Origin of the sequence: Streptomyces sp. S4.7 (assembly GCF_010384365.1) — a bacterium.
Taxonomy (GTDB): Bacteria; Actinomycetota; Actinomycetes; order Streptomycetales; family Streptomycetaceae; genus Streptomyces.
The window spans coordinates 1,595,985-1,622,406 of record NZ_CP048397.1 but is presented as its reverse complement, the minus strand read 5'-3'; the positions used below and the strand labels follow the sequence as shown (position 1 = coordinate 1,622,406).

The following is a 26,422-nucleotide window of genomic DNA, read 5'->3' as shown; positions in this document are numbered from 1 at the left end:
GGCCCCGCAAACGTCCCTCCCTCCGCCGGGAGCCGGGAGGGAAGCGGGAGAGCGCGAACAGCGGGCGGTCGCGGAAGGGCGGACGGCCCGTCAGAACAGCGGCGCGGGCAGCACGCCCTCCAGCGCCAGCAGTTGGCGCTTGGTCTCCAGACCGCCCCCGAAGCCGCCCAGTCCGCCGCCGCTCTCCACCACCCGGTGGCACGGCACCACGATCGGCAGCGGGTTGGACCCCATCGCGGCGCCGACCGCCTGGGCCGCGCCCGGACTGCCCACACGGTCGGCCAGATCGCCGTACCCGACGACCGTGCCGTACGGAACGCCGGCCGCCAGCTCGCGCAGCACCTGACGGTTGAAGCCGCCCGACAGCGACCAGTCCAGCGGCAGCTCGAACTCCCGGAGTGTGCCGTCGAAGAAGGCCGCCAGCTGACGTATCGGCTCGGCCAGCCGGCCCGCCGGATCCTCGACGGGCTCGGCGCCGAGCCGGCCCTTCAGCTGCCGAAGTGCCGTCTCCCGACGCCCGGTCGTGGCGTGGAAGACAACTGTCACAAGTCCTTCACCGGTGGCGGCCAGCAGCAGCGGGCCGATGTCGCTTCCGACGACGGCCCACTCCACCGACTGCGGGTTGCTGTCCATGCCGACAACGCTACGGTCAGGGTCTGACAACGCTCTTCGACCCGGCCGTCCCGACCCGCTCCCGCCGGCCCGGGACCCGGCGGGCGTCCGGCCGCTCAGCCCACCGCGTCCCGCACCACGTCGGGGTTGTTGGTGATGATGCCGTCCACGCCGAACCCGTCCACGCGCACCGCGCCCGCGGCGTCGTTGACCGTCCAGGTGTTGACCTGGAGCCGCTTGCTGTGCGCGCCCTTCAGCCGGTGCACGGCGGCGACGTACTCGGCGGTGAGTGAGGAGTGCGTCGGATTGATCTGGTCGGTGAACGCCGCGTAGGAGGGCAGGTCGGCCACCGCCGGAGTACCGAGGAATCCGGTGGTCACATCGGGCCGCTGCTCGTGCACGGCCTTCACGCTGGCCGCGCCGAAGCTCTGGATCACCAGCTTGCTCCGCACGTGCGCGCGGTCCAGCCAGCCCTCCGCGCGGAGCACACGCAGGGTGTCCTTCTCGATGCCCGGGTAGAGCTCGGGCGCCTTGATCTCCAGAAGAAGCTTCTGCCGGTTTTCCTCGACGCTGTCCAGGTACTGCTTCAGCGTCGGCACCCGGGCACCCGCCCACTCGGCGCCGAACCAGCTGCCCGCGTCCAGACGCGCGATCTCGCCGGCGGTGAAGTCCTTCACATTCCACGGAGCGCGGTCGGGGAACACCTGCTCGGCGTCGGTGGTGCGCTTGAGGTCGGTGTCGTGCAGGACGACCAGCTCGCCGTCCTTCGTGCGCTGGACGTCGTTCTCCACCCAGTCGATGCCCAGGTCCTCGGCCTTGTCGACGGCGGCGAGCGTGTTCTCCGGCGCGTACGCCGAGGCGCCGCGGTGCGCGATGACCAGCGGATTGGCGTCGTGCCGGGCGGAGACGGGGGACGTCTCCGGGGCGGTGGCGCGCGGCGCCGCGGCCGACGTGCTCCCCGGCAGAACCAGCGCGGCGGCTCCCAGCAGCGCGACGGCCGTGGTCACAGAGGTGCGTGCGTACACGTGGACTCCTTGCGTCGATCGATCACAGACGGGCCGAGAGTGACAGTCGGCGGCCAACACGCGACAGGCGAAGGTTGGCCACAACGTGAACGCAATGCGCCCGAGCAGGCCCCGGAGGCGGTCTCCAAGTCGACAAAACGGTGACCTGATGTTTGCTTGCCGTGCCGCTGGCCATACCCTCGCCCCCGAAACCAACGCTTCCGCAGACGGCTCCCCAGGAGCGAAGGGCGTACCGCATGCAGGGCACCACCGACGGATTCAGCTACGGCCTGATCACCCCCGTGGCGGCCTTCCTCATGGCCTGCCTCGGCGGCGCGCTGGGCCTGCGCTGCGCCATCAGATCCCTGCACACACCGGAACCGGGCCGCAGGGCCGGCTGGCTCGGGCTCGCCGCCGTAGCCATCGGCTCGGGCGTCTGGACGATGCACTTCATCGCCATGATGGGCTTCGCCGTGGCCGAGACCCCGGTCGCCTACGACCCGGCCACGACCTTCGCCAGCCTCGCCCTCGCGATCGTCATGGTCGGCGTCGGCATCTTCATCGTGGGATACCGCGGCACGACCACGATGGCCCTGGTCACCGGCGGTACCGTCACCGGCCTCGGCATCGCGAGCATGCACTACCTCGGAATGGCCGGAATCCGACTGGAAGGCCGCGTCGAGTACGACACCCTGACCGTCGGCGGCTCCGTCGTGATCGCCGTCGTCGCGGCCACCACGGCGCTCTGGGCCGCCGCGTCCCCGCACAGCCTCCTGATGAGCCTGGCCGCCAGCGTGGCGATGGGGGTCGCCGTGACCGGCATGCACTACATGGGCATGGCCGCCGTCCACGTACACCTGCACGCGCCCGGAGCCGTCGCCGAGGGAGCCGGGGGCGCCGAATCGGCGGCGACCCTCCTCGGGCCCATGCTGGTGGGGCCGGGCGTCTTCCTGCTGCTCGCGGCCGTCGTCGTGATCTTCGACCCCCTGATGGTCACGGGCGGCCAGGAGCTGCCCGGCCCGGTGCCCCCTGGGCGGGGCAGGGGCCGCGGCCTCCAGGAGCGCGGCCTGCCGGGCGTACCGGCCCAGCGGGCCCGGCCGGCCCGGCCGGAGCCCATGTACGGGCAGACCCCCGACGAGGCGGTCTCCGGACCGTCCGCGGGCGGCCCGCGGGGCGTCCACGACTGGTGATCCACACCCGACTGTCAGTGGGTGGTCGTACGGTGGATGCATGCGGCCAGTTTCCAAGATCGAACGTACTTCGGCGCCTTTTGAGGTCATCAGCTCCTACGAGCCCAGCGGCGACCAGCCGACGGCGATCGCGGACCTGGAGCGCCGCATCCGCGCAGGTGAGCAGGATGTCGTGCTGCTCGGTGCGACGGGCACCGGTAAGTCGGCCACCACGGCCTGGATGATCGAGAAGCTTCAGCGCCCCACCCTGGTGATGGCTCCGAACAAGACGCTGGCGGCCCAGCTGGCGAACGAGTTCCGCGAGCTGCTGCCCAACAACGCCGTCGAGTACTTCGTCTCGTACTACGACTACTTCCAGCCCGAGGCGTACGTCCCCCAGTCGGACACCTACATCGAGAAGGACTCCTCGATCAACGAGGAGGTCGAGCGGCTGCGCCATTCGGCGACGAATTCGCTGCTCACCCGCAGTGACGTGATCGTGGTCGCCTCGGTCTCCTGCATCTACGGCCTCGGTACGCCCCAGGAGTACGTGGACCGGATGGTGCCCCTGAAGGTCGGCGAGGAGTACGACCGGGACCAGTTGCTTCGCCGCTTCGTCGACATGCAGTACACCCGCAACGACATGGCGTTCACGCGCGGCACCTTCCGGGTCCGCGGTGACACCATCGAGATCTTCCCGGTCTACGAGGAGCTGGCCGTCCGCATCGAGATGTTCGGTGACGAGATCGAGGCCCTGTCCACCCTGCACCCCCTCACCGGCGAGATCATCAGCGACGACCGGGAGCTCTACGTCTTCCCCGCCAGCCACTACGTGGCGGGTCCGGAGCGCATGGAGAAGGCCGTCAACGGCATCGAGCGCGAGCTTGAGGAGCGCCTCGCCGAGCTGGACAGGCAGGGCAAGCTCCTGGAGTCCCAGCGGCTGCGCATGCGCACCACGTACGACATCGAGATGATGCGCCAGATCGGCTCCTGCTCCGGCATCGAGAACTACTCGATGCACTTCGACGACCGCTCGCCCGGCACCGCGCCCAACACCCTCCTCGACTACTTCCCCGAGGACTTCCTGCTGGTCATCGACGAGTCGCATGTCACCGTCCCGCAGATCGGCGCGATGTACGAGGGCGACGCGTCCCGCAAGCGCACCCTGGTGGACCACGGCTTCCGGCTGCCCTCCGCGCTGGACAACCGCCCGCTGAAGTGGGAGGAGTTCCTGGAGCGCGTCGGCCAGACCGTCTATCTGTCGGCCACCCCCGGCAAGTACGAACTCTCGCGCGGCGACGGCCATGTGGAGCAGATCATCCGCCCCACCGGGCTCATCGACCCGGAGGTCGTCGTCAAGCCCACCGAGGGCCAGATCGACGACCTGGTGCACGAGATCCGCGCCCGCACCGAGAAGGACGAGCGCGTCCTGGTCACCACCCTCACCAAGAAGATGGCCGAGGACCTGACCGACTACTTCCTCGAACTGGGCGTGCAGGTCCGCTATCTGCACAGCGACGTCGACACCCTGCGCCGTATCGAGCTGCTGCGCGAGCTGCGCGCGGGGGAGTACGACGTCCTCGTCGGCATCAACCTCCTGCGTGAGGGTCTCGACCTCCCCGAGGTGTCGCTCGTGGCGATCCTCGACGCCGACAAGCAGGGCTTCCTGCGCTCGGGGACGTCGCTGATCCAGACGATCGGCCGCGCGGCGAGGAACGTCTCGGGCCAGGTCCATATGTACGCGGACAAGATCACCCCGGCGATGGAGCAGGCCATCGACGAGACCAACCGCCGCCGCGAGAAGCAGATCGCGTACAACACCGAGCGCGGTCTCGACCCGCAGCCGCTGCGCAAGAAGATCAACGACATCGTCGCGACCATCGCGCGCGAGGAGGTCGACACCGAGGCACTGCTCGGTACGGGCTACCGCCAGGGCAAGGAGGGCAAGCCGGCGAAGGCCCCGGTCCCGTCGCTCTCCGGCCGGGCCGGCAGGGCGGGCAAGCAGGGCACGGTGGTCACCGACCGGCCCGCGGCCGAACTGGCAGGGATCATCGAGGAGATGACCGAGCGCATGCGCGCGGCGGCCGCGGATCTGCAGTTCGAGGTGGCCGCGCGGCTGCGCGACGAAGTGGGCGAACTGAAGAAGGAGCTGCGGCAGATGAGGGAAGTGGGGCTCGCCTGACGCGGTGCGGCGTGGTGTGTTGCAAGACCGACACAAAAACGGCCGAAGTCTCCTGCGCTTGTCCGAGTGACTGCGTAGGGTACTGGACAACCGCACACATGGACGGTTGCGGGGGAACTTTGAGAGGGGACAGCGCGTGGTGGACGTATCCAAGGGCAGTACGCCCGGGGGCCCTGGGGTCAACCTGACCAAGGGTCAGGCCATCAGCCTGGAGAAGAGGGGCGGCGGCACGCTGACCGCGGTGCGCATGGGGCTCGGCTGGCAAGCCGCCCCGCGCCGTGGCCTGTTCGGGTCCCGTACCCGCGAGATCGACCTGGACGCCTCGGCCGTGCTCTTCGCCGACAAGCAGCCGGTCGACGTCGTCTTCTTCCGCCACCTTGTCAGCGACGACGGCTCCGTGCGGCACACCGGTGACAACCTCGTCGGCGGCGCCGGACAGGGCGGCGACGACGAGGCGATCCTCGTCGATCTGCAGCGGGTTCCGGTGCACATCGACCAGATCGTCTTCACGGTGAACTCGTTCACCGGCCAGACGTTTCAGGAGGTGCAGAACGCCTTCTGCCGCATCGTCGACGAGACCAACGGCGACGAGCTCGCCCGTTACACGCTCGACGGCGGCGGTCAGTACACCGCGCAGATCATGGCGAAGGTGCACCGCGCCGGCGCCGGCTGGCAGATGACAGCCCTGGGCAACCCGGCCAACGGCCGTACGTTCCAGGACCTCATGCCGGCGATCCTGCCGCACCTGTAGGCACGGCTCTCGCCAGCGCACGCGCAGCTCCCGGAGGCAAGGCCGCCGGGAGCTGCACCGGTTGGCGGACCCTTCACGGACAGCCCGACGCACCACCACGCACCACCACGCACCACCACGCATCACGAACCACCACGCAACGACATCACTACGGGGCACCACGCGTGACCGACGAGGGGACAGAGGCGATGACGGCCGAACTGGTCCGGGGGCAGAACCATCCCTTGCCCCACAGCCGACTGGAGATCCGGGTGACGGCCGGAGCGCCGGTCCTGGCGTGCGCCACCCTCGGCGACGACCGGGGCACGGTCCTCGGCGTCGACTGGATCGCCCATCCCGGCTCGCCCACCCTCCCCGGCATCGAGGTGTCCCGGCAGGCCGCCGCCGGGCTGCGGTTCCACGTCGACCTGGAGGCCGTGCCCGACCGCGCGCACCTCGTGCACGTACTGCTCGCGCTCCCCGAAGGGGTCGGCGGACCGGCCAGGTTCGGCACCACCGCCTCCCCGTTCGCCGCCGTCACCGCCACCGACGGCACGGAGATCGCCAGCTTCACCATCACCGGTCTCGAGGCGGAGTCCGCCGTCATCGCGCTGGAGCTCTACCGCAGGCAGGGCGCCTGGAAGGTCCGTGCGGTCGGCCAGGGTTACGCGGGCGGGCTCGCCGAGCTCTTCGGCGACCAAGGCGTGCCGCAGGCCCGCGAGTTCGCCGCCGGGATCCAGGAAGCGGTGGCCCGGCACATGGCCAGCGCGATCCAGGCCCCCCTGACCGGCGCACCGGACGGTGTACGGGTGCGCGCCGACGGATCCGCCACGGCCGCCCAGCCCGGCCAGAGCGCCGGCGGCGCCGCGGGGGCGGGAGCCTCGGCGGGCGCGGGCGTGACGCCCGGCCCCGGCGCCACGCCGCACCAGTTGCCGGGTACCCCCGGCCAGCAGCCGGGCGGCACCGCCGACGGCCAGGGCCAGCAGCCGGCCGCCGCCGCGGGCGGACGGGTCGACTACACCCACCCCCGCCGCCGGACCACGGCCCCGCCCACCCCGCCGCCCGCGTCACCCCAGGCCCAGCCGGGCCAGGCGCCGCGCCCCGTCGCGGGCGACGCGACCGGCTGGTCCATGGAGGAGCGCCTGTACAACCAGGTGTGGGGCATGTTCGAGGACCTGGCCCGCGCCACCGCCGCCTACCGCAGCGCCGTCGACTTCGCCGAGTCCCGCATGGACCAGGAGCTCGACCGAGTCCTGTCCGATCCGCGCAGCCGGATAGGCGGTACCGGCGACGCGGCCCGTGAGGCCGCCCGTGCCAAGCGCGACCGGCTCACCGACCAGGCACGCGAGGCCCTCGACCGGGACCTCGGCCAGCTGGCCGCCGAATCCGAGGTCGTCGAGCCCGCCCTGCCGCCCGCGTACGCCCGCTGGGACAACCCTGTCTGGCACGCCTACCGCGTCCCGATGGACAACCCGATGGCGCTGCGCCTCGGCGATCTGCATCTGCCCGAGCGCACCGACCTGCGCATCCCCATGCTGGTCAGGCTCCCGCTGGAGCGCGGTCTGTGGATCGACAGCGGCAGGTCCGGCTCGGAGGCCGCCCTGATGCTGGACGAGGGCCAGTTGCGCAGGCTCGCGATGGACAACGCGGTCGGTCACGCCGCGCGGCTCCTCGCGGCCTACCCGCCGGGCGAGTTCACCGTCCATGTGATCGACGCGGCGGGCTCGGCCGCCGGCTCCCTCGCCCCACTGGTCGCCGCGGGCGTGCTGAACCAGCCGCCGGCGACCGGCGCCGGGGGCGTCGCCGCCGTCCTCGCACAGCTCACCCAGCGCGTGGACCTGGTGCAGATGGCGATCAGGGGCGGCGCGGCCGATTCCCTGCCGCCCGGTCTCGACACCGCCGAACAACTGCTCATCGTCAACGACTTCCCGCACGGGTTCGACGACCGCGCGGTCACCCAGCTGCGCTATCTCGCCGACGAGGGCCCGGCCGTCGGGGTCCATCTGATGATGGTCGCCGACCGGGAGGACGCCACCGCGTACGGCCCGGTGCTCGACCCGCTCTGGCGTTCACTGCTGCGCGTCACGCCGGTCGCCGACGACCACCTCGCCGACCCCTGGGTCGGGCACGCGTGGACGTTCGAGCCGCTGACGATGCCGCCGGGCAGCCAGATACTGCGGCGGGTGCTCGAACAGGTCGCCGAGGCACGCCGGGCCTGGCGCCGCTGACCGCCCGGTCCCTGCCTCCCCGCGTATGAGCTGATCGGCATCCGCCTTACCCTCTTGGCGCCCGCCCGACCTCGTCTTTTACTTTCTCTTGGGACTTCCTGTACTCTACATTGAACGGAGGGGAGTACTCCCGCACCGCGACGTACCCGTCAATACGGACCGCCATCGGTCCCGGCGCGTCGGCCCGCGCAGGCGAAACGCCCGGGTGGAAGAGACCTCCGGCAGCGACGACGCTGATCAGCAGCCGTACGAAGCCGGAGGCACAGTGGACGTTTCATGGACCCTGTGGGTACTGACCATTCTTGGTCTGTGTGCCCTGATCGCGGTCGACTTCTTCATCGGGCGCAAGCCCCATGACGTGTCGATCAAGGAAGCCGGAACCTGGACGATCGTCTGGATCGTTCTCGCCGCGCTGTTCGGCATCGGCCTGCTGGTGTTCGGCAACAGTCAGGCCTCGGGCGAGTTCTTCGCCGGATTCATCACCGAGAAGTCGCTCAGTGTCGACAATCTCTTCGTCTTCGTCCTGATCATGGCGAAGTTCTCGGTGCCCTCACATCTCCAGCAGCGGGTGCTGCTGGTGGGTGTGCTCATCGCCCTCGTCCTGCGGGCCGTCTTCATCGCGGCGGGCGCGGCGATCATCGCCAGCTTCTCGTGGGTCTTCTTCCTCTTCGGCGCGTTCCTGATCTACACCGCCTGGAAGCTCATCCAGGAGGCGCGCTCCGACGACGAAGAGGACGAGTTCGAGGAGAACCGCCTCCTGAAGTCGATCGAGAACCGCTTCGGAGTCGCCGACAAGTACCACGGCACGAAGCTGTTCATCCGGAACAACGGCAAGCGCGTGCTGACCCCGCTGATGGTGGTCATGCTCGCCATCGGCACCACCGACGTGCTGTTCGCGCTGGACTCGATCGCCGCGATCTTCGGCCTCACCCAGGACCCGTACATCGTCTTCACCGCCAACGCCTTCGCGCTGATGGGACTGCGGCAGCTGTACTTCCTGATCGGTGGCCTGCTCAAGAAGCTGGTCCACCTCAGTTACGGCCTGTCGGTGATCCTCGGCTTCATCGGCGTCAAGCTGGTGCTGCACGCACTGCACGAGAGCGGGATCCATGTCCCCGAGATCTCCATCCCGTTCTCGCTCGCCGTCATCTGCGGTGTGCTGATCATCACCACGATCACCAGCCTGATCACCTCCAAGAAGCAGGCGGAGCGCGAGGCGGCCGAGGGCAGGGACGCCGGGGACAAGGCCGACATCGAGGCCTGACCGCACGAGGCGCGACGTACGGGACAACGGCGTACGGGAAACACCGACCGGGGTGAGCGGCGACAGCCGCTCACCCCGGTCCGTACGTGCCGGTGATCCGCCGGCCGGGTCCGCCGGCCGCGTACCGACCTACCAGCCGCCGACCTACCAGCCGCGTTCGCGCCAGGCCGGCAGTTGCGGGCGCTCGGCGCCGAGTGTGGTGTCGTCGCCGTGTCCCGGGTAGACCCAGGTCTCGTCCGGCAGCCGGTCGAAGAGCTTCGTCTCGACGTCGTCGAGCAGACTGGCGAAGGCTTCCGGGTCCTGGTGGGTGCTGCCCAGGCCGCCCGGGAAACCACACGGCGGGGACCAGACCGTCGAGGATGCGTAAGGCCGTGCGGCTGCTCTTGGGGCACAACACCGGTGCCCCGGCCACACCGTTCGACAGCTATCCCCGCAAACCGGAGCACGGGTCCGCCTCAACCGCGGCTGGTACGCAGCCCAGAACCCCGAGCGGTCCGTGAAGGGCTCCATCGGTCCCGCTGAGCCGATCCGGAAGCCCGTCGCGTACCTCGCTGAGATCTTGAGCGGTCAGGAGTGCGCCCGGCCGGAGCGGGATGATGAGGTCGGGCTGGATGTGCTGGACGGACTCGCCAGCGGCGCGGCGCCGCAGCACGGTGTGCAGAATGTCGTCGGCGACGACCGGAGGCCGCCGCCGGGCTTGCTCTTGCGGGCCGCAGGGGCGAGGCCTTCGAGGGTGGACTCTCCGATGTTCTCCCGCTCGTTCTCCGCCACCGTCGCGAAGAAGGCGAACAGCAGCCCGCCGTGCCCGCTGAGGTCGTACATCCCCGCCAGGGGACCGGCGACCATCTCCAACACCAAACCGTGGGCGGACCGTGGTCGGCCAGCGCGGTGAGCTCGGCGGCGTCGCGTCCGAGGTGCTTCAAGTCGTTTACGGTGGTGCTCACCTGGTGGAGTGTTCGAGGACGCCGGACGTCGGTGCCTGGGCTGCGGCGAACGGCTGCAGCCGGGGTACGGTCCGATGCCCAGTACCGCTCGCGAGGGGGCCCGGGACTGCCGGAGCCCACAGTTCGCTGTCTTACCATCCCGTGCATGACTATGACGACCCCGGGAGCGAACGCCAGGCGGCCACGTGCCCGGATCCTCCTCGTCGAGGACGACGAGCCGATGGCCGAGCTGCTGGAGGCGTCGCTGCGGTACGAGGGGTACGACACCGCCACCCTCAGCAGCGGCCGTGACTGCCTGTCCGACGGCCCGACTCCCGAGTGTGATCTGCTGATCCTCGATGTCACCTTGCCCGACCTCGACGGGTTCGAGGTGTGCGGGAGGCTGCGCAGCGCAGGCTGTGAGCTGCCGGTGATCTTCCTCACCGCCCGGGACGGCCGGGCCGACCTGCGCACGGGGTTCGCCCGTGGCTGCGACGACTATCTGACGAAGCCCTTCAGCCTGGAGGAGCTGACACTCAGGATCGCCGCGGTATTGCGCCGCAGCGGACGGACCGACCGGGCGGACCGGCTGTGGCAGATAGGCGACCTCGTGCTGGACGACCGGGCTCACCGCGTGACCCGGGGCGGCCGGGAGATCGTCTTGTCCCCCACCGAGTACCGGATCCTGTGCTATCTGCTCCAGGAGTTGGGCCAGGTGCTGTCGAAGGCGCAGATCATCGAAGCCGTCTGGGGGCATGTCGAGCCCGGTCGGGGCGACGGCAACCTGGTGGAGGTGCACATCAGCCAGCTGCGCAGGAAGGTGGACGCGCACGGTCCGGCCCTGATCCACACGGTACGCGGATTCGGCTACGTGCTGCGGTCGGAGGGCTGAGGCGTGAGGTTGCGCGCGCGTCTGGCCCTCCTGGTGGCCGTGCTGCTCACCGGGTCGGTGGCGGTTCTGGGCGGTGGCACCCTGTGGTGGACCCGGTCGAACCTCGTCGCCGAGGCCGACGCACGGCTCTTACGCGCCCGCGCCCAGCCGCAGTCGGCACAGCCGGGTCAGTCGTCGCAGTCCGGGGTGGTCCGGCCGGGCGGGAACCAGTCTCCGGCCCGGCAGGTCGCCCTGCTGCGCTTCGACTCGCGGGGGTGCTTTGAGGAGGCCGTGCCCTCTGAGCTGACCGGGGACTTGGATCCGCTGCCGGACGTCTCCTGGAAGGCGGCGCTGTCCGGCAGCCCGGACGGCCGTATCAGGAGCGTCGGGAGCGTGGACAGGACGCTGGAGTACCACTGGACTGCGGTCCGCCGACCTGACGGCGGCGTGACCGTCTTCGCCGTGTCGCTGGTGGAGGCGGCCCGGACGACCGACCTGCTGCTGGGGAGCCTGCTGCTCGGCGGCGGCGCGGTCGCGGCACTTGGCGCCGGCGTCGGCTGGTGGGTGGTACGACGGCAACTGCGGCCTCTGGATGACCTGGTTGACGCCACGGAGGCGGTGGCGGCCGGTGACCTGACGCGCCGTACCCGGCCGCGCGCCACCTGCGACGAGGTCGGACGGCTGACCGCACGGTTCGACCGCATGCTCGTCCAGCTCGACGCCTCCCTCACCGCTCGCGAGGCCGCCCGGCTCAGGTTGGAGCAGTTCGTGGCCGACGCCTCCCACGAACTGCGCACACCTCTGGCGCTCATCCGTGGCTACGCCGAGCTCCATGGCCGCGGAGGGTTGCCGCCCGGCCCACTGCTCGAACGGGCGATGTCCCGGATCGCCACGGAGACGGAGCGGATGACCGGCCTGGTAGAGGATCTGCTCCTCCTCGCGCGGCTCGACCACGAGGCCGCGGACCCGGATGTGGAAACGGACGTGGAGGTGGCAGACGTCCTATGGGACGTGGTCGAGGAACACCGCGCCATCGGCACCGGCCACCGGGTCGAACTGGACCTCGCGACCGGCCCGGCGGTCTCCGCCCGCGCGAACGCGCTGCGGATGCGGCAGGTGATCGGGAATCTACTGGCGAACGTCCGCAACCACACACCGCCCGGCACCGTCACCCGGATCACCGCAGAGGCGGTCGGGCCGGTAGCCGAGATCCGGGTGATCGACAACGGCCCCGGGATCACGGCCGCCGACCGCCCGTACGTCTTCGAGCGCTTCTTCCGCCCCGACGGTTCCCGGGCGCGCACGCGGTCCGGAACGGGATCAGGTCTTGGGCTCGCCATCGTGGCGGCGCTGGTGAGCAGCTGCGATGGGACTGTAACCGCACTGGAGACCCCTGGCGGCGGCTCCACCTTCCTGGTGCGCCTGCCCCGGTAGCCGACGTCGGGCAAACCGGTCGCGCGTGAGGTTTCAGCCAATCTTCAGGAGGGCCTCAGCGGCTCGCACCCCTGAGACTGCCAACGTTCTCGCTCGACGGACCGGCAAGGCCCGGGGCCGCGTCGCCCGTGACTCCGAGTCCGGCCCGTCATCACCCTCCCGAGCAAAGGAACGACCGTGACCGCGTCTGTGAAATCTGGAAGGCTCGCGCTGCGAGGGCTGGCCATGGCGAGCGGTACGGTGCTGCTGGCGGCCTGCGCGTCCGCGGTCCCCTCCTCCCCTGGGCAGCAGTCCTCGCCCGGGCAGTCCGTGAGCCCGGCGCCGTCGGTGGCCGGCGGAGGCGTCCCCGCGACCTGGTCCGGTGTCACCGACCCCAAGCAGATCCCGCTCGGCGACGACAAGGTCTCGACCGTTGCCCAGACCGGGTCCGTCTACTCGTGCCAGACCTCCTTCCGTCCCGGCGGGGCACGCCACGACGGCCCCTGGATGGACACCGCGAACAAGACGTGGGACTCCACCTCGAAGGTGCAGGTGCAGGGCGAGCACAGCTGGCCGGACGCCGAGTACGACGAGACCGCCCGGGGCGACTCCCGGGTCATCACCTCCAAGGACCTGCCGACGCACCAGAGCACCGGTACCTTCCCCATACAGCAGTCCGACCCGGCCTACCAGTACGACACCAACCCGAACGCCATCGCGTCGAAGACCGTCCATCTCACCCTGCCGCTCACCCCGAGCCTCGCCGACAACGTCAGCTGCCTCTCCATGGGAGCCATCGGCATCCTCAAGAACGGCGTCTACCTCTACAACGCCCTCGACGATGCGGGACGGGACGCTGCGGCCCACGAGACCCAGGACCTGTGCGACGGCCATCCCGACGGCGCGGAGGACTACCACTACCATGACATTCCGTCCTGTCTCCTCTCAGTGGCCACGGAAAAGGGCTCGACCCTCGTCGGGTACGCGCTGGACGGCTTCGGTATCTACGTCGAGCGGGACGACAAGGGCAACCTGCCCACCAACGCCGACCTCGACGGCTGCCACGGGCGCACCAGCAAGGTGATGTGGAACGGCAAGGAGACGACGATGTACCACTACAGCGCAACCCTGGAATTCCCCTACACCGTGGGCTGTTACCGCGGCACACCGACCGAGGCCCCGGCACATGACCGCACCGGCGGCAACCGCAGGGGCGCCGGTCAGGGCACGGGCCGGGGCACGGCCCAGGGGCAGGGATAGGCCAACAACCGTCCACGGCAACCATGTTGACGCGGACGAGCCGGGCGGCGCTCTGGTGAGGACAGGACTTGCTGCGCCCGACTGATGTCCGACTTGGGCGGCATACTACGGGGGATCCGCGCGTTCGTAGTTGCTGCCTGGCTCAGTCGGTGCTTGGGCGTGAGGGCCCGGTGCGGGGACGCGTCGGGCCTTCGCCGTGTCGGGGCTGGGGATCGCCGGGATACGGGTCGCGGGATATCGGTCGAACACCGACAGGGGCCCGGCCCGTCGTGAGGCGCTGCCGGGCTTTTGGCTCTGCCAAGGATTGGATCGTGTGCGGTCTGTAGTCGGCGGAGCGGGGCGTGGCATTCATATGCGGTTCCGTCCGCCACGACTGTGGCGTCGCCGTCGTAGTCGTTGGTGTCCACACGTCAGTTGACTCGACCAACGCGAGGTCCACCACCGGACGGTGAACCGCATGGGCTGGCCAGGGCACACCCGCGCGGGTGCACCCTGGCGGTATGGAACCAGTCGTCGTTGGACGGCTACCAGCCCCGTGCGCGCCACTCCGCGAGGTGGGGCCGCTCCGAGCCGAGGGTGGTGTCGTTGCCGTGACCGGGATAGACCCACGTCTCATCGGGCAGGACGTCGAACACCTTGGTCTCCAGGTCGCCCATCAGGGAGTTGAACTCCTCCGGCTCTGTTGTCCGGCCAGGGCCGCCGGGGAAGAGGCAGTCGCCGGTGAAGAGGTGCGGATGGCCGTGCGGGTCGTCGTAGACCAGGGCGATCGAGCCCGGCGTATGACCGACGAGATGCCGGGCGGTCAGCTCGATGCGGCCGACCCGGATCGTGTCGCCGTCCTCGACCAGGACCTCGGTCGGGACCGGGATCCCCTCGGCGTCGTACCGGCCGGCGTAGGTCGTGGCGCCGGTGGCGGCCACGATCTCGGCCAGTGCCTGCCAGTGGTCGCCGTGCCGGTGCGTGGTGACGACGGACGCGATGCCGTCGTCGCCGATCAGTGTCAGCAGCGTGGCCGCGTCGTTCGCCGCGTCGATCAGCAACTGCTCCCCGGTGGCCCGACAGCGCAGCAGATAGGCGTTGTTGTTCATCGCGCCGACGGCGACCTTGGAGATCATCAGGTCGGTCAACTCGTGCACATCGGCCGGTCCGTCGAGCTTCACGACTCCGCTGTAAGTCATACGACCCAGCCTATAGCGGGGGCAGTACGGGCAGTGAGGTGTCCGACGACTTGAGCGCCGCCCCGTCGCGGCGGCCGGCGAGCCAGCCCATGAGGTCGGGCGCGGGGCCGGTGACGGTGGCCGGGGTGCCGTCGGCGCGGCCGGTGCGCCAGATGTGGCCCTCGGGAGTGGTCAGGGCGAGCGGAGGTACGTCCGCGTGCCCGGCGAAGCGCTCGGTCAGGAAGTCGATCTCGCGGTGGACGAATTCGCCGGAGAGATCCTCGAGTTCCAGGCCGATGCCCAGGTCGACGTGGTGCAGCTCGACCTCGACGAGCCTGCGGAACGGGACCCGGGCGGCCACGTCGGTCACTCCGTTGCGGAGCGCGACCGTGCGGGTCCAGTCGGCGGGGACGGCGGCCACGCGCTGGAAGCGGTCGGCGGTGGCGCGTACGTCGGCGAGCTGCGCGTCGAGGGGCCGGGGGCCGTCGCGCTCGATGTCGGCGTCACGGGTGACCGTGTCCGGGTACATCGGCCGTCCTTCGAGCACATTGACCAGTGCGTCGCCGTTCCTGGCGAGATGGGCCAGTACGTGACCACGGCTCCAGCCCGGCAGCCGTGACGCCTCGGCGGCGGAGGCGTTGTCCAGTCGGGCGGCCGCGGTGAGGAGCCGCTCGGTCGCTTCGCGTAGGGATTCGAGGTCGCGCACATGATCGAGCATGAGGCCGACGATAGCCCCACCACTCGTTCGGGTGAAGGCGAAGACCAGCGGCCATAAATCGAATGTGCGTGCTATAAGCTCGTCGGAGGCATCCTGGTAGGGAGCCCTCGCAGCCCGGTGCCCCAGTGACCCGGGTCTCTCCGTTTGGCAGTCCATCGCTCTGGCGACCCCCATTACCCTGGGACGGGGGCTCCGCCCCTGCTTCTCTCTAGAAAGGTGCGGACCGGCGTGGCCGACCGTCTCATCGTCCGTGGCGCTCGCGAACACAATCTCAAGAACGTCTCGCTCGACCTCCCCCGTGACTCCCTGATCGTCTTCACCGGGCTCTCCGGGTCGGGCAAGTCCTCCCTCGCGTTCGACACGATCTTCGCCGAGGGACAGCGTCGCTATGTCGAGTCGCTGTCCTCCTACGCCCGGCAGTTCCTCGGCCAGATGGACAAGCCCGACGTCGACTTCATCGAGGGTCTCTCGCCGGCCGTCTCCATCGACCAGAAGTCCACGTCCCGCAACCCCCGGTCGACGGTCGGCACGATCACCGAGGTCTACGACTACCTCCGGCTGCTCTTCGCCCGTATCGGCAAGCCGCACTGCCCCGAGTGCGGCCGGCCGATCGCCCGCCAGTCGCCGCAGGCCATCGTCGACAAGGTCCTGGAGCTGCCCGAGGGCAGCCGCTTCCAGGTGCTGTCGCCGCTGATCAGGGAGCGCAAGGGCGAGTTCGTCGACCTGTTCTCCGACCTCCAGACCAAGGGGTACAGCCGGGCGCGCGTCGACGGGCAGACCATCCAGCTCAGCGAGCCGCCGAAGCTCAAGAAGCAGGAGAAGCACACCATCGAGGTGGTCGTCGACCGCCTCACGGTGAAGGGCAGCGCCAAGCGCCGGCTGACCGACTCGGTCGAGACCGCGCTCGGGCTCTCCGGCGGCATGGTGGTCCTGGACTTCGTCGACCTCCCGGAGGACGACCCCGAGCGCGAGCGGATGTACTCGGAGCACCTGTACTGCCCGTACGACGACCTGTCCTTCGAGGAGCTGGAGCCCCGCTCCTTCTCCTTCAACTCGCCCTTCGGCGCCTGCCCGGACTGCACGGGCATCGGCACCCGCATGGAGGTCGACGCGGAGCTGATCGTCCCCGACGAGGAGAAGTCGCTCGACGAGGGGGCGATCCACCCCTGGTCGCACGGCCACACCAAGGAGTACTTCGGCCGGATGATCGGCGGCCTGGCACAGGCCGTCGGCTTCCGTACGGACATTCCGTGGGCCGGGCTGCCGCAGCGTGCCAAGAAGGCCCTGCTGTACGGCCACAAGACCCAGGTCGAGGTGCGGTACAGGAACAGGTACGGCCGCGAGCGGGCGTACACCACCCCCTCCTTCGAAGGCGCCGTCTCCTTCGTCAAGCGGCGGCACTCGGAGGCGGAGAGCGACACCAGCAGGGAGCGCTTCGAGGGCTATATGCGCGAGGTTCCCTGCCCGACGTGCCACGGCACCCGCCTCAAGCCGCTCGTCCTCGCGGTCACGGTCATGGACAGGTCCATCGCCGACATCTCCGCGATGTCGATCAGCGAGTGCGCCGACTTCCTCGGCAAGATGACGCTGAACGCCAGGGACAAGAAGATCGCCGAGCGGGTCCTCAAGGAGGTCAACGAACGGCTGCGGTTCCTGGTCGACGTCGGCCTGGACTATCTCTCGCTCAACCGCGCGGCCGGCACCCTCTCCGGCGGCGAGGCCCAGCGCATCCGGCTCGCCACCCAGATCGGCTCCGGTCTGGTCGGAGTCCTCTACGTGCTGGACGAGCCGTCCATCGGTCTGCACCAGCGCGACAACCACCGGCTGATCGAGACCCTCATCCGGCTGCGCGACATGGGCAACACCCTGATCGTCGTGGAGCACGACGAGGACACCATCAAGGTGGCCGACTGGATCGTCGACATCGGCCCCGGCGCGGGCGAGCACGGCGGCAAGGTCGTCCACTCCGGTCCCTTGAAGGGGCTCCTGGCCAACGAGGAGTCGATCACCGGGCAGTACCTCGCCCGCAAGAAGGCCATCCCGACGCCGGACGTCCGCAGGCCGGTCGACCCCGGGCGGCGGCTCACCGTCCACGGGGCGCGGGAGAACAACCTGCGGGACATCGACGTGTCCTTCCCGCTCGGTCTGTTCACCGCGGTCACGGGTGTCTCCGGATCCGGCAAGTCGACCCTGGTCAACGACATCCTCTACATGCATCTGGCCCGTGAGCTGAACGGCGCCAAGTCGGTGCCGGGACGCCACACCCGGGTCGACGGGGACGACCTGGTCGACAAGGTCGTGCATGTCGACCAGTCGCCCATCGGCCGTACGCCCCGGTCCAACCCGGCCACGTACACCGGTGTCTTCGACCATGTGCGCAAGCTCTTCGCCGAGACGATGGAGGCGAAGGTCCGCGGCTATCTGCCGGGACGCTTCTCCTTCAACGTCAAGGGCGGCCGCTGCGAGAACTGCGCGGGCGACGGCACGATCAAGATCGAGATGAACTTCCTGCCGGACGTGTACGTCCCGTGCGAGGTCTGCCACGGTGCGCGCTACAACCGGGAGACCCTGGAGGTCCACTACAAGGGCAAGTCCATCGCCGAGGTGCTGGACATGCCCATCGAGGAGGGCCTCGACTTCTTCGAGGCCGTCCCGACGATCTCGCGCCACCTCAAGACGCTCAACGAGGTGGGTCTGGGCTATGTGCGGCTCGGCCAGTCCGCGCCGACCCTCTCGGGCGGCGAGGCGCAGCGCGTGAAGCTGGCCAGCGAGCTCCAGAAGCGGTCCACGGGCCGCACGGTGTACGTGCTGGACGAGCCCACCACCGGTCTCCACTTCGACGACATCAGCAAGCTGATCACGGTGCTGTCGGGACTGGTCGACAAGGGCAACACGGTGATCGTCATCGAGCACAACCTGGATGTCATCAAGACGGCGGACTGGGTCGTCGACATGGGCCCCGAGGGCGGCAGCGGCGGCGGGCTCGTCGTCGCCGAGGGCACACCGGAGCAGGTGGCCGGAGTGGCGACCAGCCACACCGGCAAGTTCCTCCGGGAGATCCTGGACGCGGAGCGGATCAGCGACGCGGCCCCCTCCGCCCGGACGAAGTCACCGGCCCGGAAGACGGCGGCGAAGAAGGCCGCTGCGGGCACCGCGAAGTCCGCCGCGAGCACGGCCCCGGCCAGGAAGACGGCCGCACGGTCCCGTAAGTCCTGACCTCGGCGGGCCGAGGTGTCGCCGTGCGGCGCCTCGGCCCGACTCACGCGCCAGATCTGGGTCAGAATGGGCACCTTCCATCAATCGGCAGGATGAGAGATGAAGGTGTCCGAGCAGCAGCGCGGCGACAGCGATTCCGTCGTCCGGATCATGGCAGAGGTCCTCGGAGCCGATGAGTTGAAGCCCTCCGACAGCTTCTACGATTTCGGCGGCACGTCCCTCCAAGCGGTACGAATATGCACCCGTGTCAAGAGAGAGCTGGGCATAAGGGTCTCTCCGGACACGGTCTTCGACAGCGACACGGTCGCCGACTTCACCGCCGCCGTGATCGCCAGCGGCGAAGCCGTCTGACGGGGACGGGGACCGACTTCTCATGTCTCGCGTGTCCCACTCGCCCCGCACGCCCGACGTGCGGCTCATCCATGAGGCCGTCGCCTCGCAGGCCCGGCTCCGGCCGGACGCCACGGCGCTCGTCTTCGAAGGCCGGCGCGTCAGCTACCGGACGCTCGACCTGGCGGCGCAGGCGTACGCCGCGGAACTGGGCCGCCTCGGTGTGGGCCCCGGACAACTGGTACCCGTGCTGCTGCCGCGCTCGCCGCGGCTGGTGGCCGTACTCCTCGCCGTACTCGGACTCGGTGCCGCCTACGCGGCGCTGGATCCGAAACTGCCCGCCGACCGGTTGCGCACCGTGCTCGGCATGCTGTCGCCGCCCGTCGTGGTGGGCCCGTCGACAGCCGTGCGCCCGTCGACCGGCGCGGACACCGGGAGCCGCGCCGTATGGAGTCCGCCCGACGAGGAACTGAGCGAGGCGGCCGTACGCGCCCCGGCCCCGGGCGCCGCGCCCGCGGAGACGCCGGCGGTGGACGGGGCCGCGCCGGCCACCGTGTTCTTCACCTCGGGCACCACCGGCACCCCCAAGGGCGTGCTCTCCCCGCACCGCGCCACCACCCGGCTCTTCGGCCCGGACAGCTTCGCCGACTTCGGCCCCGGCCGCGTGATGCCCCAGGCCGCCCCCGTCTCCTGGGACGCGTTCACCCTCGAACTGTGGGGCATGCTGACCACCGGCGGCACGGTCGTGCTCATCGACGGCGACTACTTCCTCCCCGACGACCTGGCCGAACTCGTCCGGTCCACGGGCCTCGACACCGTCTGGCTCACCGCCGCGCTCTTCAACCTCTTCGTGGACGAGGACCCCGACTGCTTCACCGGACTGCGCCAGGTCTTCACCGGCGGTGAGCGGCTCTCCGCCCCGCACATCCGGTCCTTCCTCGCCCGCCACCCGGGCATCACGCTGCTCAACGGCTACGGCCCGGTCGAGTGCTGCGTCTTCGTCACCACACACCGGATCCGACCGGCCGACTGCGAGGCCGAGTACGGCATCCCGCTCGGCACGGCGGTACCCGGCACCGCGATTCACATCCTCGACGGCGCCAGTGAGGTCCCGCCCGGTGCGCTCGGCGAGATCTGTGTCTCCGGGGAGGGCCTGGCCGACGGCTACCTCGGCAACGAGCGGGCCACGGCGGAGAGCTTCGCCGCGTTCGACCCCGGCACCGGCCCCCGCAGGATCTACCGCACCGGCGATCTCGGCAGGCTGGACAGCGACGGGGTGCTGCACTTCCACGGCCGTGCCGACCGGCAGATCAAGATCGCCGGGCACCGCGTCGAGCCTGCCGAGACGGAGGCCGCGGCCCTGCGGCTGCCGGGGATCCGCGAGTGCGCCGTGCTTCCGGTGGCCGGTGAGAGCGGTGCGTTCGAGCGTCTCGCGATGTTCTACACCGAGGAACCGCTCGCCGGGACCCGACCCCCCGCCGGGGACGACGGAACCGGCGACGGCGCCGCCGACGGCGCCGCGGAGCCGGAGGCTGTTCGGAAAGCGCTCTCGGCCGTGCTGCCGCGCGCCCAGGTACCGGATCGGGTTCGGCGCATCGCCTCCTTCCCCCGGACGCCCAACGGAAAGATCGACATCGCCGCTCTGTTGGACCTGCCGGGCTGAGCGACGCATGATCGGTGTCTGAATATCGCCGTACCGGCCTCCTCCGCCACCCCCCAGAGGTCCGTCCCAGTCGTTCGCACCACGAAGCGAGAAGCGATGGAACCGCGTACCTATCCGATGTCGTTCGAGCAGGAGTCGATCTGGCTCAACGACCAGTACCAGCAGGGCACGTCCCGCTATCTGGAGTCGTGGGTCCACCGGCTGCGGGGGCCCCTCGACATCGTTGCCGTCGAAGCCGCGCTGACCGGCATCGTGGCCCGGCACGAGGCGCTGCGCAGCCGGCTGACGCTCGTGGACGGCAACCCGCGACAGACCGTCCTGCCGCCGACGCGGATCCCCGTCGACGTACGGCGGATCACGGCGGACGAGCGGGAGACGGCGCTGAGGGAGGCGGTCACCCGGCAGACGGACCTCGCCGAACCGCCGCTGCTGAAGGCCACGTTGCTGGTGACGGCCGACGGTCCGGTCTGCCCCGACGGGGCCGAGGGGGCAGACCGGACCGGCGGTGATCGCGACGATCCGCTCGTGTGCGCCGACGCCGAGTCCGTACTCGCCGTCGCGATCCACCACGCCGTGATCGACGGCTGGTGCTTCAGCCTCCTCGACCAGGAGTTCAGCGAGCTGTACCGCGCCGAGACCGAGCACAGGGCGCCCCGGCTGCCCGAACTGCCCCTCCAGTCCGGGCCGTACGCCCGGCGCCAGCGGAGCACCGGAGGCGAGCACCGCGCGCGGCTGGTCGAGCACTGGCGGTCCGAACTGGCGGGCGCGCCCGACGAGTCGTCCTTCCCCGCCGACCGGCCGCGCCCGCCGGCCCTGAGCCACCACGGCGGCCAGGTCGAGTTCACGGTCGACGCCGCCACGGGATCACTGATACGCGACCTCGCCGCCCGTCTGCGCACGACACGCTTCGTGGTGCTGGCCGCCGCGCTGACCGCGCTGATCGGCCGGCACAGCGGCCAGGACGACCTCGTCATCGGCACGCCCGTGTCGCGCCGCGACGAGCCGGAGATCGAGGACCTGATCGCCTGCCTCACCGATGTGCTGCCGCTGCGCGGCCGGCCGCGCCACGACCGGTCGTTCACGGAGCTGGTCGTGGAGATGAAGCAGAACGTCAGATCGGCCGTCCGGCACAAGGACGTGCCGTACAGCCATCTGGTGCGCGAGCTGGGGGTCGAGCGCACGCTCAGCCGATTCCCGCTGTTCCAGGTGGTGTTCGCGGTCGACGACGCGCCCCCGTCCGCGCTGACCCTGCCCGGTGTCGAGGCCGAGCGCTTCCAGGTGCACGGCGGCACCGCCAAGTACGACGTGTTCCTGCACCTGGTGCCCGACGGCGACGGATACCACGGTCGGTGGGAGTACTCCGCCGACCTCTTCGACCACGCGACGGCCGAGCGCCTGGCGGCCCGGTTCCGTACGCTCGTCGCCGACGCCGTCGCCCGCCCGGAGACCGCGCTCCAGGACCTGGCGGTCATGCCGGCCGACGAGGAACGGCGGACGCTCACCGAGTGGGCGCACGGAGCGCCGCCGCCGCCCGAGGTCCCGCTCGTGCACGAGGCGTTCGCGCGCTCGGCCCGGCTGGCACCGGACGCGCCCGCCGTCGTCGCCCGGGGGCGGACCCTGTCGTACGCGGAACTGGACGCCGCCGCCGACCGGGTCGCCGCGCTGCTCGTCGCGCGGGGCGCCGTACGCCGCCCGGTCGGCGTCTGCGTGGGGCGGACGGAGGTCCTGCCGGTGGCGGTCCTCGGGGTGCTGAAGGCGGGCGGCAGCTGTGTGCCGATCGACCCGGAGCATCCGGCCGAGCGGATCGCGTTCACCGTGCGGGACAGCGGGATCGGCGTCCTGCTCACCGAGCGGCGGTGCCGGCCGGCCGAACTGCCCGCAGGTGTCGAGGCGTTGCTCATCGACGGCCTGCCGGAGGAGGGGTCGGACGAGCGGCCGGAGGACCTTCCGGCCGAGCCGGTCGCACCGGTCGTTCCGGTGGGCGCCGACGACCTCGTGTACGTCATCTACACCTCGGGCTCCACGGGGGAGCCCAAGGGTGTCGCCATGGAGCACGGTCCGCTGGCCAACCTGGTCGAGTGGCAGCGCCGCCGGTCGGCGACGGGGCCGGACACCCGTGTGGGGGCGCGCACGCTTCAGTTCGCGCCTCTGGGCTTCGACGTCGCGTTCCAGGAGATCTTCGCCACCTGGGCGGCGGGCGGCGCGCTCGTCCTCGTGGACGAACAGGTCCGCAGGGACCCGCACCAACTGCTCGATCTGATCGGGTCGGAGCGGATAGAGCGGCTGTTCCTGCCGTTCGTCGCTTTGCAGCAACTGGTGGAGTACGCGTGCGCCACCGGCCGGCGCTGCGACTCTCTCAAAGAGGTGCTCACGGCGGGCGAACAGCTCCATGTCACGCCCGCGCTGCGGCAGTTCTTCGGCTCACTCACCTCCGCCACCCTGGAGAACCAGTACGGCCCCTCCGAGACGCATGTCGTGACGGCGGACCGCCTGGGTCCCGACCCGGCCTCCTGGCCGGATCTGCCGAGCATCGGACGGCCCGTCGACGGAGCGACCGTCCTGCTGCTGGACGACCGGCTGCGGCCGGTGCCGCCGGGCGCCGTGGGGGAGATCTGCGTGGGCGGACCGGTCGTGGCCCGCGGCTATGTGGGACGCCCGGAGCTGACCGCCGAGAAGTTCGTGGCGGGCGACATCCCGGGCACCGGCAGCCGCACCGGCACCGGCAACGACACCGACACGAGGCCGGAGTCAGGGGCGGGCGGCCGCTTCTACCGCACGGGCGACCTGGCCCGGCTGCTGCCCGACGGCCGGATCCAGTACCTCGGCCGGAGCGACGGCCAGGTCAAGGTCCGCGGCCACCGGGTGGAGACCGGCGAGGTGGAGGCGGCCGTACGCGCCCAGCCCGGCGTGGCGGACGCGGCCGTCGTGGCCCAGGACCTCGGCCCGGGGGCCGGGAAGCGTCTCCTCGCCTACTACATCGCGGGTGACCGGCGCCCGGCCGGGCCCGAGGAGATACGGCGGGAGCTGCGCACCCGGCTGCCCGCCCCGCTGGTCCCGGCGCGCTGCATACCCGTCGACCGCTTCCCGCTCACGGCGAGCGGCAAGGTGGATCGCGCGGCGCTCGCCGCTACCGGCGGCGGCGAGGACCAGGGCGACGGCCTGGGCGACCGGATCGGCGGGGGCGGCACCGAACCGGCCGTCGCCGCGCCCCGCACCGCCACGCAGGAGCGGATCGCCCAGCTGTGGTCGGAGCTGCTCGGCCCCTTCCCCCACCCCATCGGTGTCCACGACGACTTCTTCACCCTCGGCGGAGACTCCCTGCTGGCCACCCGGCTCGTCCTCGCGCTCCGCGAGGAGCTGGACGTACAGGTGCCGCTGCGTTCGGTCTTCACCTCACCCACCGTCGCCGGCCTCGCCGCACTCGTGGACGACGCCGGGCGGACGGCGCGGACCCCCGATCTCAGCGGTGACATCCGGCTCGACCCCGACATCGTTGCCGCGGACGACGTCCGCACCGTCGTCCCCGACCCGGAACACGTACTCCTCACCGGCGCCACCGGCTTCCTCGGCACCTTCCTGCTGAGGGAGCTGCTCCGGCGGACCGACGCCACCGTCCACTGTCTGGTGCGCGGCAGCGACCGGGCCAACGCCGAGAAGCGGCTGCGCTCCGCCCGTGAGTCGTACGGCCTCACCGATCCCTCGACGGACCACCGCGTCACGGTCGTCACGGGTGATCTCGCCCGGCCCCGACTCGGCCTGTCCGCCGCCGACTTCGACCGGCTCGCCCGCACCGTCGACGCCGTCTACCACGCCGGCGCCGCCGTCAATCTGGTCTTCTCCTACGAACAGTTGAGAGACGCGAACGTGTACGGGACGCAGGAGATCCTGCGGCTGGCCGCCCTCCACCGCACCGTGCCCGTCCACCATGTCTCGACCGTCGGTGTGTACGGGGGCGGGGCCGGGAGCCCGGCCGCCGCAGGCCAGGGGCCCGGCGGCGCCGTACGCCCCGTACGCCCCCCGGACCCGACCGGACCGCCCTCAGCCCTGGAGCACGGCTACACGCAGAGCAAATGGGCCGCCGAGCGGCTTGCGGAGGCCGCGCGCGCCCGGGGGCTGCCCGTCTCCGTCTACCGGCCGACCCGGATCACCGGCGATTCGACCACCGGGGTGTGCCAGACGGGCGACTTCATGTGGCTGCTCCTCAAGGGCTGCCTCCAGTCGGGCGTGGCCCCGTCGGACGTCGACACCGCCTTCGACCTCGTGCCGGTGGACTACGTCAGCGCCGCCGTGGTCGCGCTCTCGCGCCAACCCCGGTCCGCGGGGAGGACCTTCCACATCGCGGGGGAGCGACCGCTGCGCATGGACACCGCCGTGGCGCGGCTGCGCGCGCTGGGCCACGCGGTCGGCGACGTACCGGCCGCGGACTGGCTCGCCGCCACCGAGGCGGATCCCGGCAACGCCGCCTTCCCACTGCTCGCGGCCATGGCCGCCGAGACGCGCGGCGGGGGCTCGGAGGGCAGCGCGCTCTTCGACGCGGGGGACACCCGGCAGGCGCTGGAGGGCACCGGGATCCTCTGCCGCGACATCGACGAAGAGCTCTTCGTCACGTACGTGGAGTACTTCACCCGCACGGGATTCCTGCCGCCACCGGCCGCCCGGGGCGCCGCCGGCCCTTCCCCGGCTGCGAGGGCGAAGCCACAGCCGGCCCCGGCCCCGCCGTCGCCCGCTACGGCAGCTCGTCCTCGTAAGGAGGCTCAGCGCCGGTGCGGGAGCAGGTGACGGCGGCGGCGCCGGCGGCGTAGCCGAGGACGTCCCGCCACCGGTCTTCGCCGAGCGCCTCCAGCGCCGGCTCCGACAGGGCGTCGGGGGCGGCCGGCCGGTGCAGCAGCGCGGCGTTCACCGTGTCGCCCGCGCCGATCGTGCCGACGAGCCGGGGCAGCAGGGGCGGCAGCGGGCCCTCGGCCCCCACCGCCCGCTCCCGGGCCCTCGGTCCCACCGTCCGGCGCACCCGCCGGGACTCCGGTGGCCGGCCGCGGGACCAGGCCGATGAGGGCCTCTCCGGCGACGACGACCACGCCGCCGAACGTAACCCGTCGCTCCCGCGTGCGACAGCGTGTGAGCGGCCGGGGCGACACCGGAGGACTGCGTCGCGACCGCCCTGGGTAGGGTCGGGCGCAGCGCCGTCCTTCTGAGCCGTCCTTCTGACCAGTGGAGGCACCATGCCCGCCCGGCCCACCCCCCGTCGTACCGTCCTGAAGGGGGTCGCACTCGCAGGTGCGGCCGGTGTCGGTGTGGCCGCCTGTTCCACCGAGTCGGAGGTGGGCAACGCCGTGGTGCCGACCCCGACGGCCCCGGTCGACCTCGGCGCGGCCGACGCGGTGCCGGTCGGCGGCGTCAAGCTCTACCGCGAGGAGCGTCTGGTGGTGAGCTGTCCCGCCGAGGGCCAGTACAAGGCGTTCAGCGCGCAGTGCACCCACGCGGGCTGCGCGCTCGACAAGGTGGAGGGCACGGAGGGCAACTGTCCCTGTCACGGCAGCCGGTTCGACGTCACGACGGGCGAGGCCACGAAGGGCCCGGCGACGGTCCCGCTGCCCGAGGTGCCGATCAGCGTCAAGGACGGCAGGCTCGTCGCGGGCTCCGACGCCTGACGCCCCTCACGGCCCCCGGAACACTCCCGGCACA

18 protein-coding genes and 2 pseudogenes are annotated in these 26,422 nt (G+C 70.9%); 13 read left to right on the top strand and 7 right to left on the bottom strand.

Annotated features, from left to right (window positions below; genetic code table 11):
• Positions 1-90: 90 nt before the first annotated feature.
• Positions 91-633 carry a methylated-DNA--[protein]-cysteine S-methyltransferase gene (locus SSPS47_RS07160; protein WP_164249590.1) on the bottom strand — a complete coding sequence of 181 codons (543 nt, stop codon included), beginning with the start codon at positions 631-633 and terminating at the stop codon, positions 91-93.
• Positions 634-728: 95 nt separating this feature from the next.
• Positions 729-1,637 carry a glycerophosphodiester phosphodiesterase family protein gene (locus SSPS47_RS07155; protein WP_203557796.1) on the bottom strand — a complete coding sequence of 303 codons (909 nt, stop codon included), beginning with the start codon at positions 1,635-1,637 and terminating at the stop codon, positions 729-731.
• Between the two features lie 236 nt (positions 1,638-1,873).
• On the opposite strand from SSPS47_RS07155, the gene SSPS47_RS07150 reads away from it, so the two are divergent.
• From SSPS47_RS07150 to SSPS47_RS07130, 5 genes are all read left to right on the top strand, one after another.
• Positions 1,874-2,806 (top strand): MHYT domain-containing protein, encoded by a 933-nt coding sequence (locus SSPS47_RS07150; RefSeq protein ID WP_164249588.1) that lies wholly within the window; start codon positions 1,874-1,876, stop codon positions 2,804-2,806.
• A gap of 40 nt (positions 2,807-2,846) precedes the next feature.
• A complete protein-coding gene (gene uvrB / locus SSPS47_RS07145) occupies positions 2,847-4,967 on the top strand; it encodes an excinuclease ABC subunit UvrB (RefSeq protein ID WP_164249586.1) in 2,121 nt (706 codons plus the stop codon).
• 184 nt (positions 4,968-5,151) lie between these two features.
• Positions 5,152-5,718 carry a TerD family protein gene (locus SSPS47_RS07140; protein ID WP_031231966.1) on the top strand — a complete coding sequence of 189 codons (567 nt, stop codon included), beginning with the start codon at positions 5,152-5,154 and terminating at the stop codon, positions 5,716-5,718.
• 188 nt (positions 5,719-5,906) lie between these two features.
• Entirely contained in the window at positions 5,907-7,925 is a 2,019-nt protein-coding gene (locus SSPS47_RS07135) for a TerD family protein (RefSeq protein WP_164254429.1), read from the top strand.
• A 265-nt stretch (positions 7,926-8,190) separates the two neighbouring features.
• Complete coding sequence (locus tag SSPS47_RS07130; protein ID WP_164249584.1) at positions 8,191-9,189, top strand: TerC/Alx family metal homeostasis membrane protein; 999 nt, start codon at positions 8,191-8,193, stop codon at positions 9,187-9,189.
• Between the two features lie 144 nt (positions 9,190-9,333).
• Here SSPS47_RS07130 and SSPS47_RS07125 read toward each other — a convergent pair.
• A pseudogene (locus SSPS47_RS07125) lies at positions 9,334-9,558 on the bottom strand (MBL fold metallo-hydrolase); the annotation flags it as partial.
• Between the two features lie 198 nt (positions 9,559-9,756).
• Complete coding sequence (locus tag SSPS47_RS35235) at positions 9,757-10,035, bottom strand: recombinase family protein (protein WP_239064800.1); 279 nt, start codon at positions 10,033-10,035, stop codon at positions 9,757-9,759.
• Positions 10,036-10,278: 243 nt separating this feature from the next.
• Here SSPS47_RS35235 and SSPS47_RS07115 point away from each other — a divergent pair, with 243 nt between their 5' ends.
• From SSPS47_RS07115 to SSPS47_RS07105, 3 genes are all read left to right on the top strand, one after another.
• A complete protein-coding gene (locus tag SSPS47_RS07115) occupies positions 10,279-11,004 on the top strand; it encodes a response regulator transcription factor (RefSeq protein WP_164249576.1) in 726 nt (241 codons plus the stop codon).
• Between the two features lie 3 nt (positions 11,005-11,007).
• Positions 11,008-12,417 (top strand): HAMP domain-containing sensor histidine kinase, encoded by a 1,410-nt coding sequence (locus SSPS47_RS07110; RefSeq protein WP_164249574.1) that lies wholly within the window; start codon positions 11,008-11,010, stop codon positions 12,415-12,417.
• Positions 12,418-12,594: 177 nt separating this feature from the next.
• Complete coding sequence (locus SSPS47_RS07105; RefSeq protein ID WP_164249571.1) at positions 12,595-13,656, top strand: YHYH protein; 1,062 nt, start codon at positions 12,595-12,597, stop codon at positions 13,654-13,656.
• 524 nt (positions 13,657-14,180) lie between these two features.
• Here SSPS47_RS07105 and SSPS47_RS07100 read toward each other — a convergent pair.
• Both SSPS47_RS07100 and SSPS47_RS07095 read right to left on the bottom strand, forming a co-directional pair.
• Entirely contained in the window at positions 14,181-14,834 is a 654-nt protein-coding gene (locus SSPS47_RS07100; RefSeq protein WP_164249570.1) for an MBL fold metallo-hydrolase, read from the bottom strand.
• Between the two features lie 10 nt (positions 14,835-14,844).
• Complete coding sequence (locus tag SSPS47_RS07095) at positions 14,845-15,531, bottom strand: maleylpyruvate isomerase family mycothiol-dependent enzyme (protein ID WP_147872224.1); 687 nt, start codon at positions 15,529-15,531, stop codon at positions 14,845-14,847.
• Positions 15,532-15,759: 228 nt separating this feature from the next.
• On the opposite strand from SSPS47_RS07095, the gene uvrA reads away from it, so the two are divergent.
• From uvrA to SSPS47_RS07075, 4 genes are all read left to right on the top strand, one after another.
• Positions 15,760-18,747 carry an excinuclease ABC subunit UvrA gene (gene uvrA, locus SSPS47_RS07090; protein WP_164249568.1) on the top strand — a complete coding sequence of 996 codons (2,988 nt, stop codon included), beginning with the start codon at positions 15,760-15,762 and terminating at the stop codon, positions 18,745-18,747.
• Positions 18,748-18,846: 99 nt separating this feature from the next.
• Positions 18,847-19,098: an acyl carrier protein gene (locus SSPS47_RS07085; RefSeq protein ID WP_147872221.1), complete on the top strand. Its 252-nt coding sequence runs from the start codon at positions 18,847-18,849 to the stop codon at positions 19,096-19,098.
• A 31-nt stretch (positions 19,099-19,129) separates the two neighbouring features.
• Positions 19,130-20,740, top strand: coding sequence for an amino acid adenylation domain-containing protein (locus SSPS47_RS07080; protein WP_164249566.1), 1,611 nt, complete (start codon positions 19,130-19,132; stop codon positions 20,738-20,740).
• A 96-nt stretch (positions 20,741-20,836) separates the two neighbouring features.
• The gene (locus SSPS47_RS07075) at positions 20,837-25,519 is read left to right on the top strand and encodes a non-ribosomal peptide synthetase (RefSeq protein ID WP_164249564.1); all 4,683 of its coding nucleotides are present in this window, start codon (positions 20,837-20,839) and stop codon (positions 25,517-25,519) included.
• Here the strand turns inward: SSPS47_RS07075 and SSPS47_RS07070 are convergent.
• Positions 25,467-25,670, bottom strand: a pseudogene (locus tag SSPS47_RS07070) (carbohydrate kinase); the annotation flags it as partial. The gene SSPS47_RS07075 and the pseudogene SSPS47_RS07070 sit on opposite strands and share 53 nt — an antisense overlap.
• A gap of 289 nt (positions 25,671-25,959) precedes the next feature.
• On the opposite strand from SSPS47_RS07070, the gene SSPS47_RS07065 reads away from it, so the two are divergent.
• The gene (locus SSPS47_RS07065; protein ID WP_147872213.1) at positions 25,960-26,388 is read left to right on the top strand and encodes a Rieske (2Fe-2S) protein; all 429 of its coding nucleotides are present in this window, start codon (positions 25,960-25,962) and stop codon (positions 26,386-26,388) included.
• Positions 26,389-26,422 lie beyond the last annotated feature (34 nt).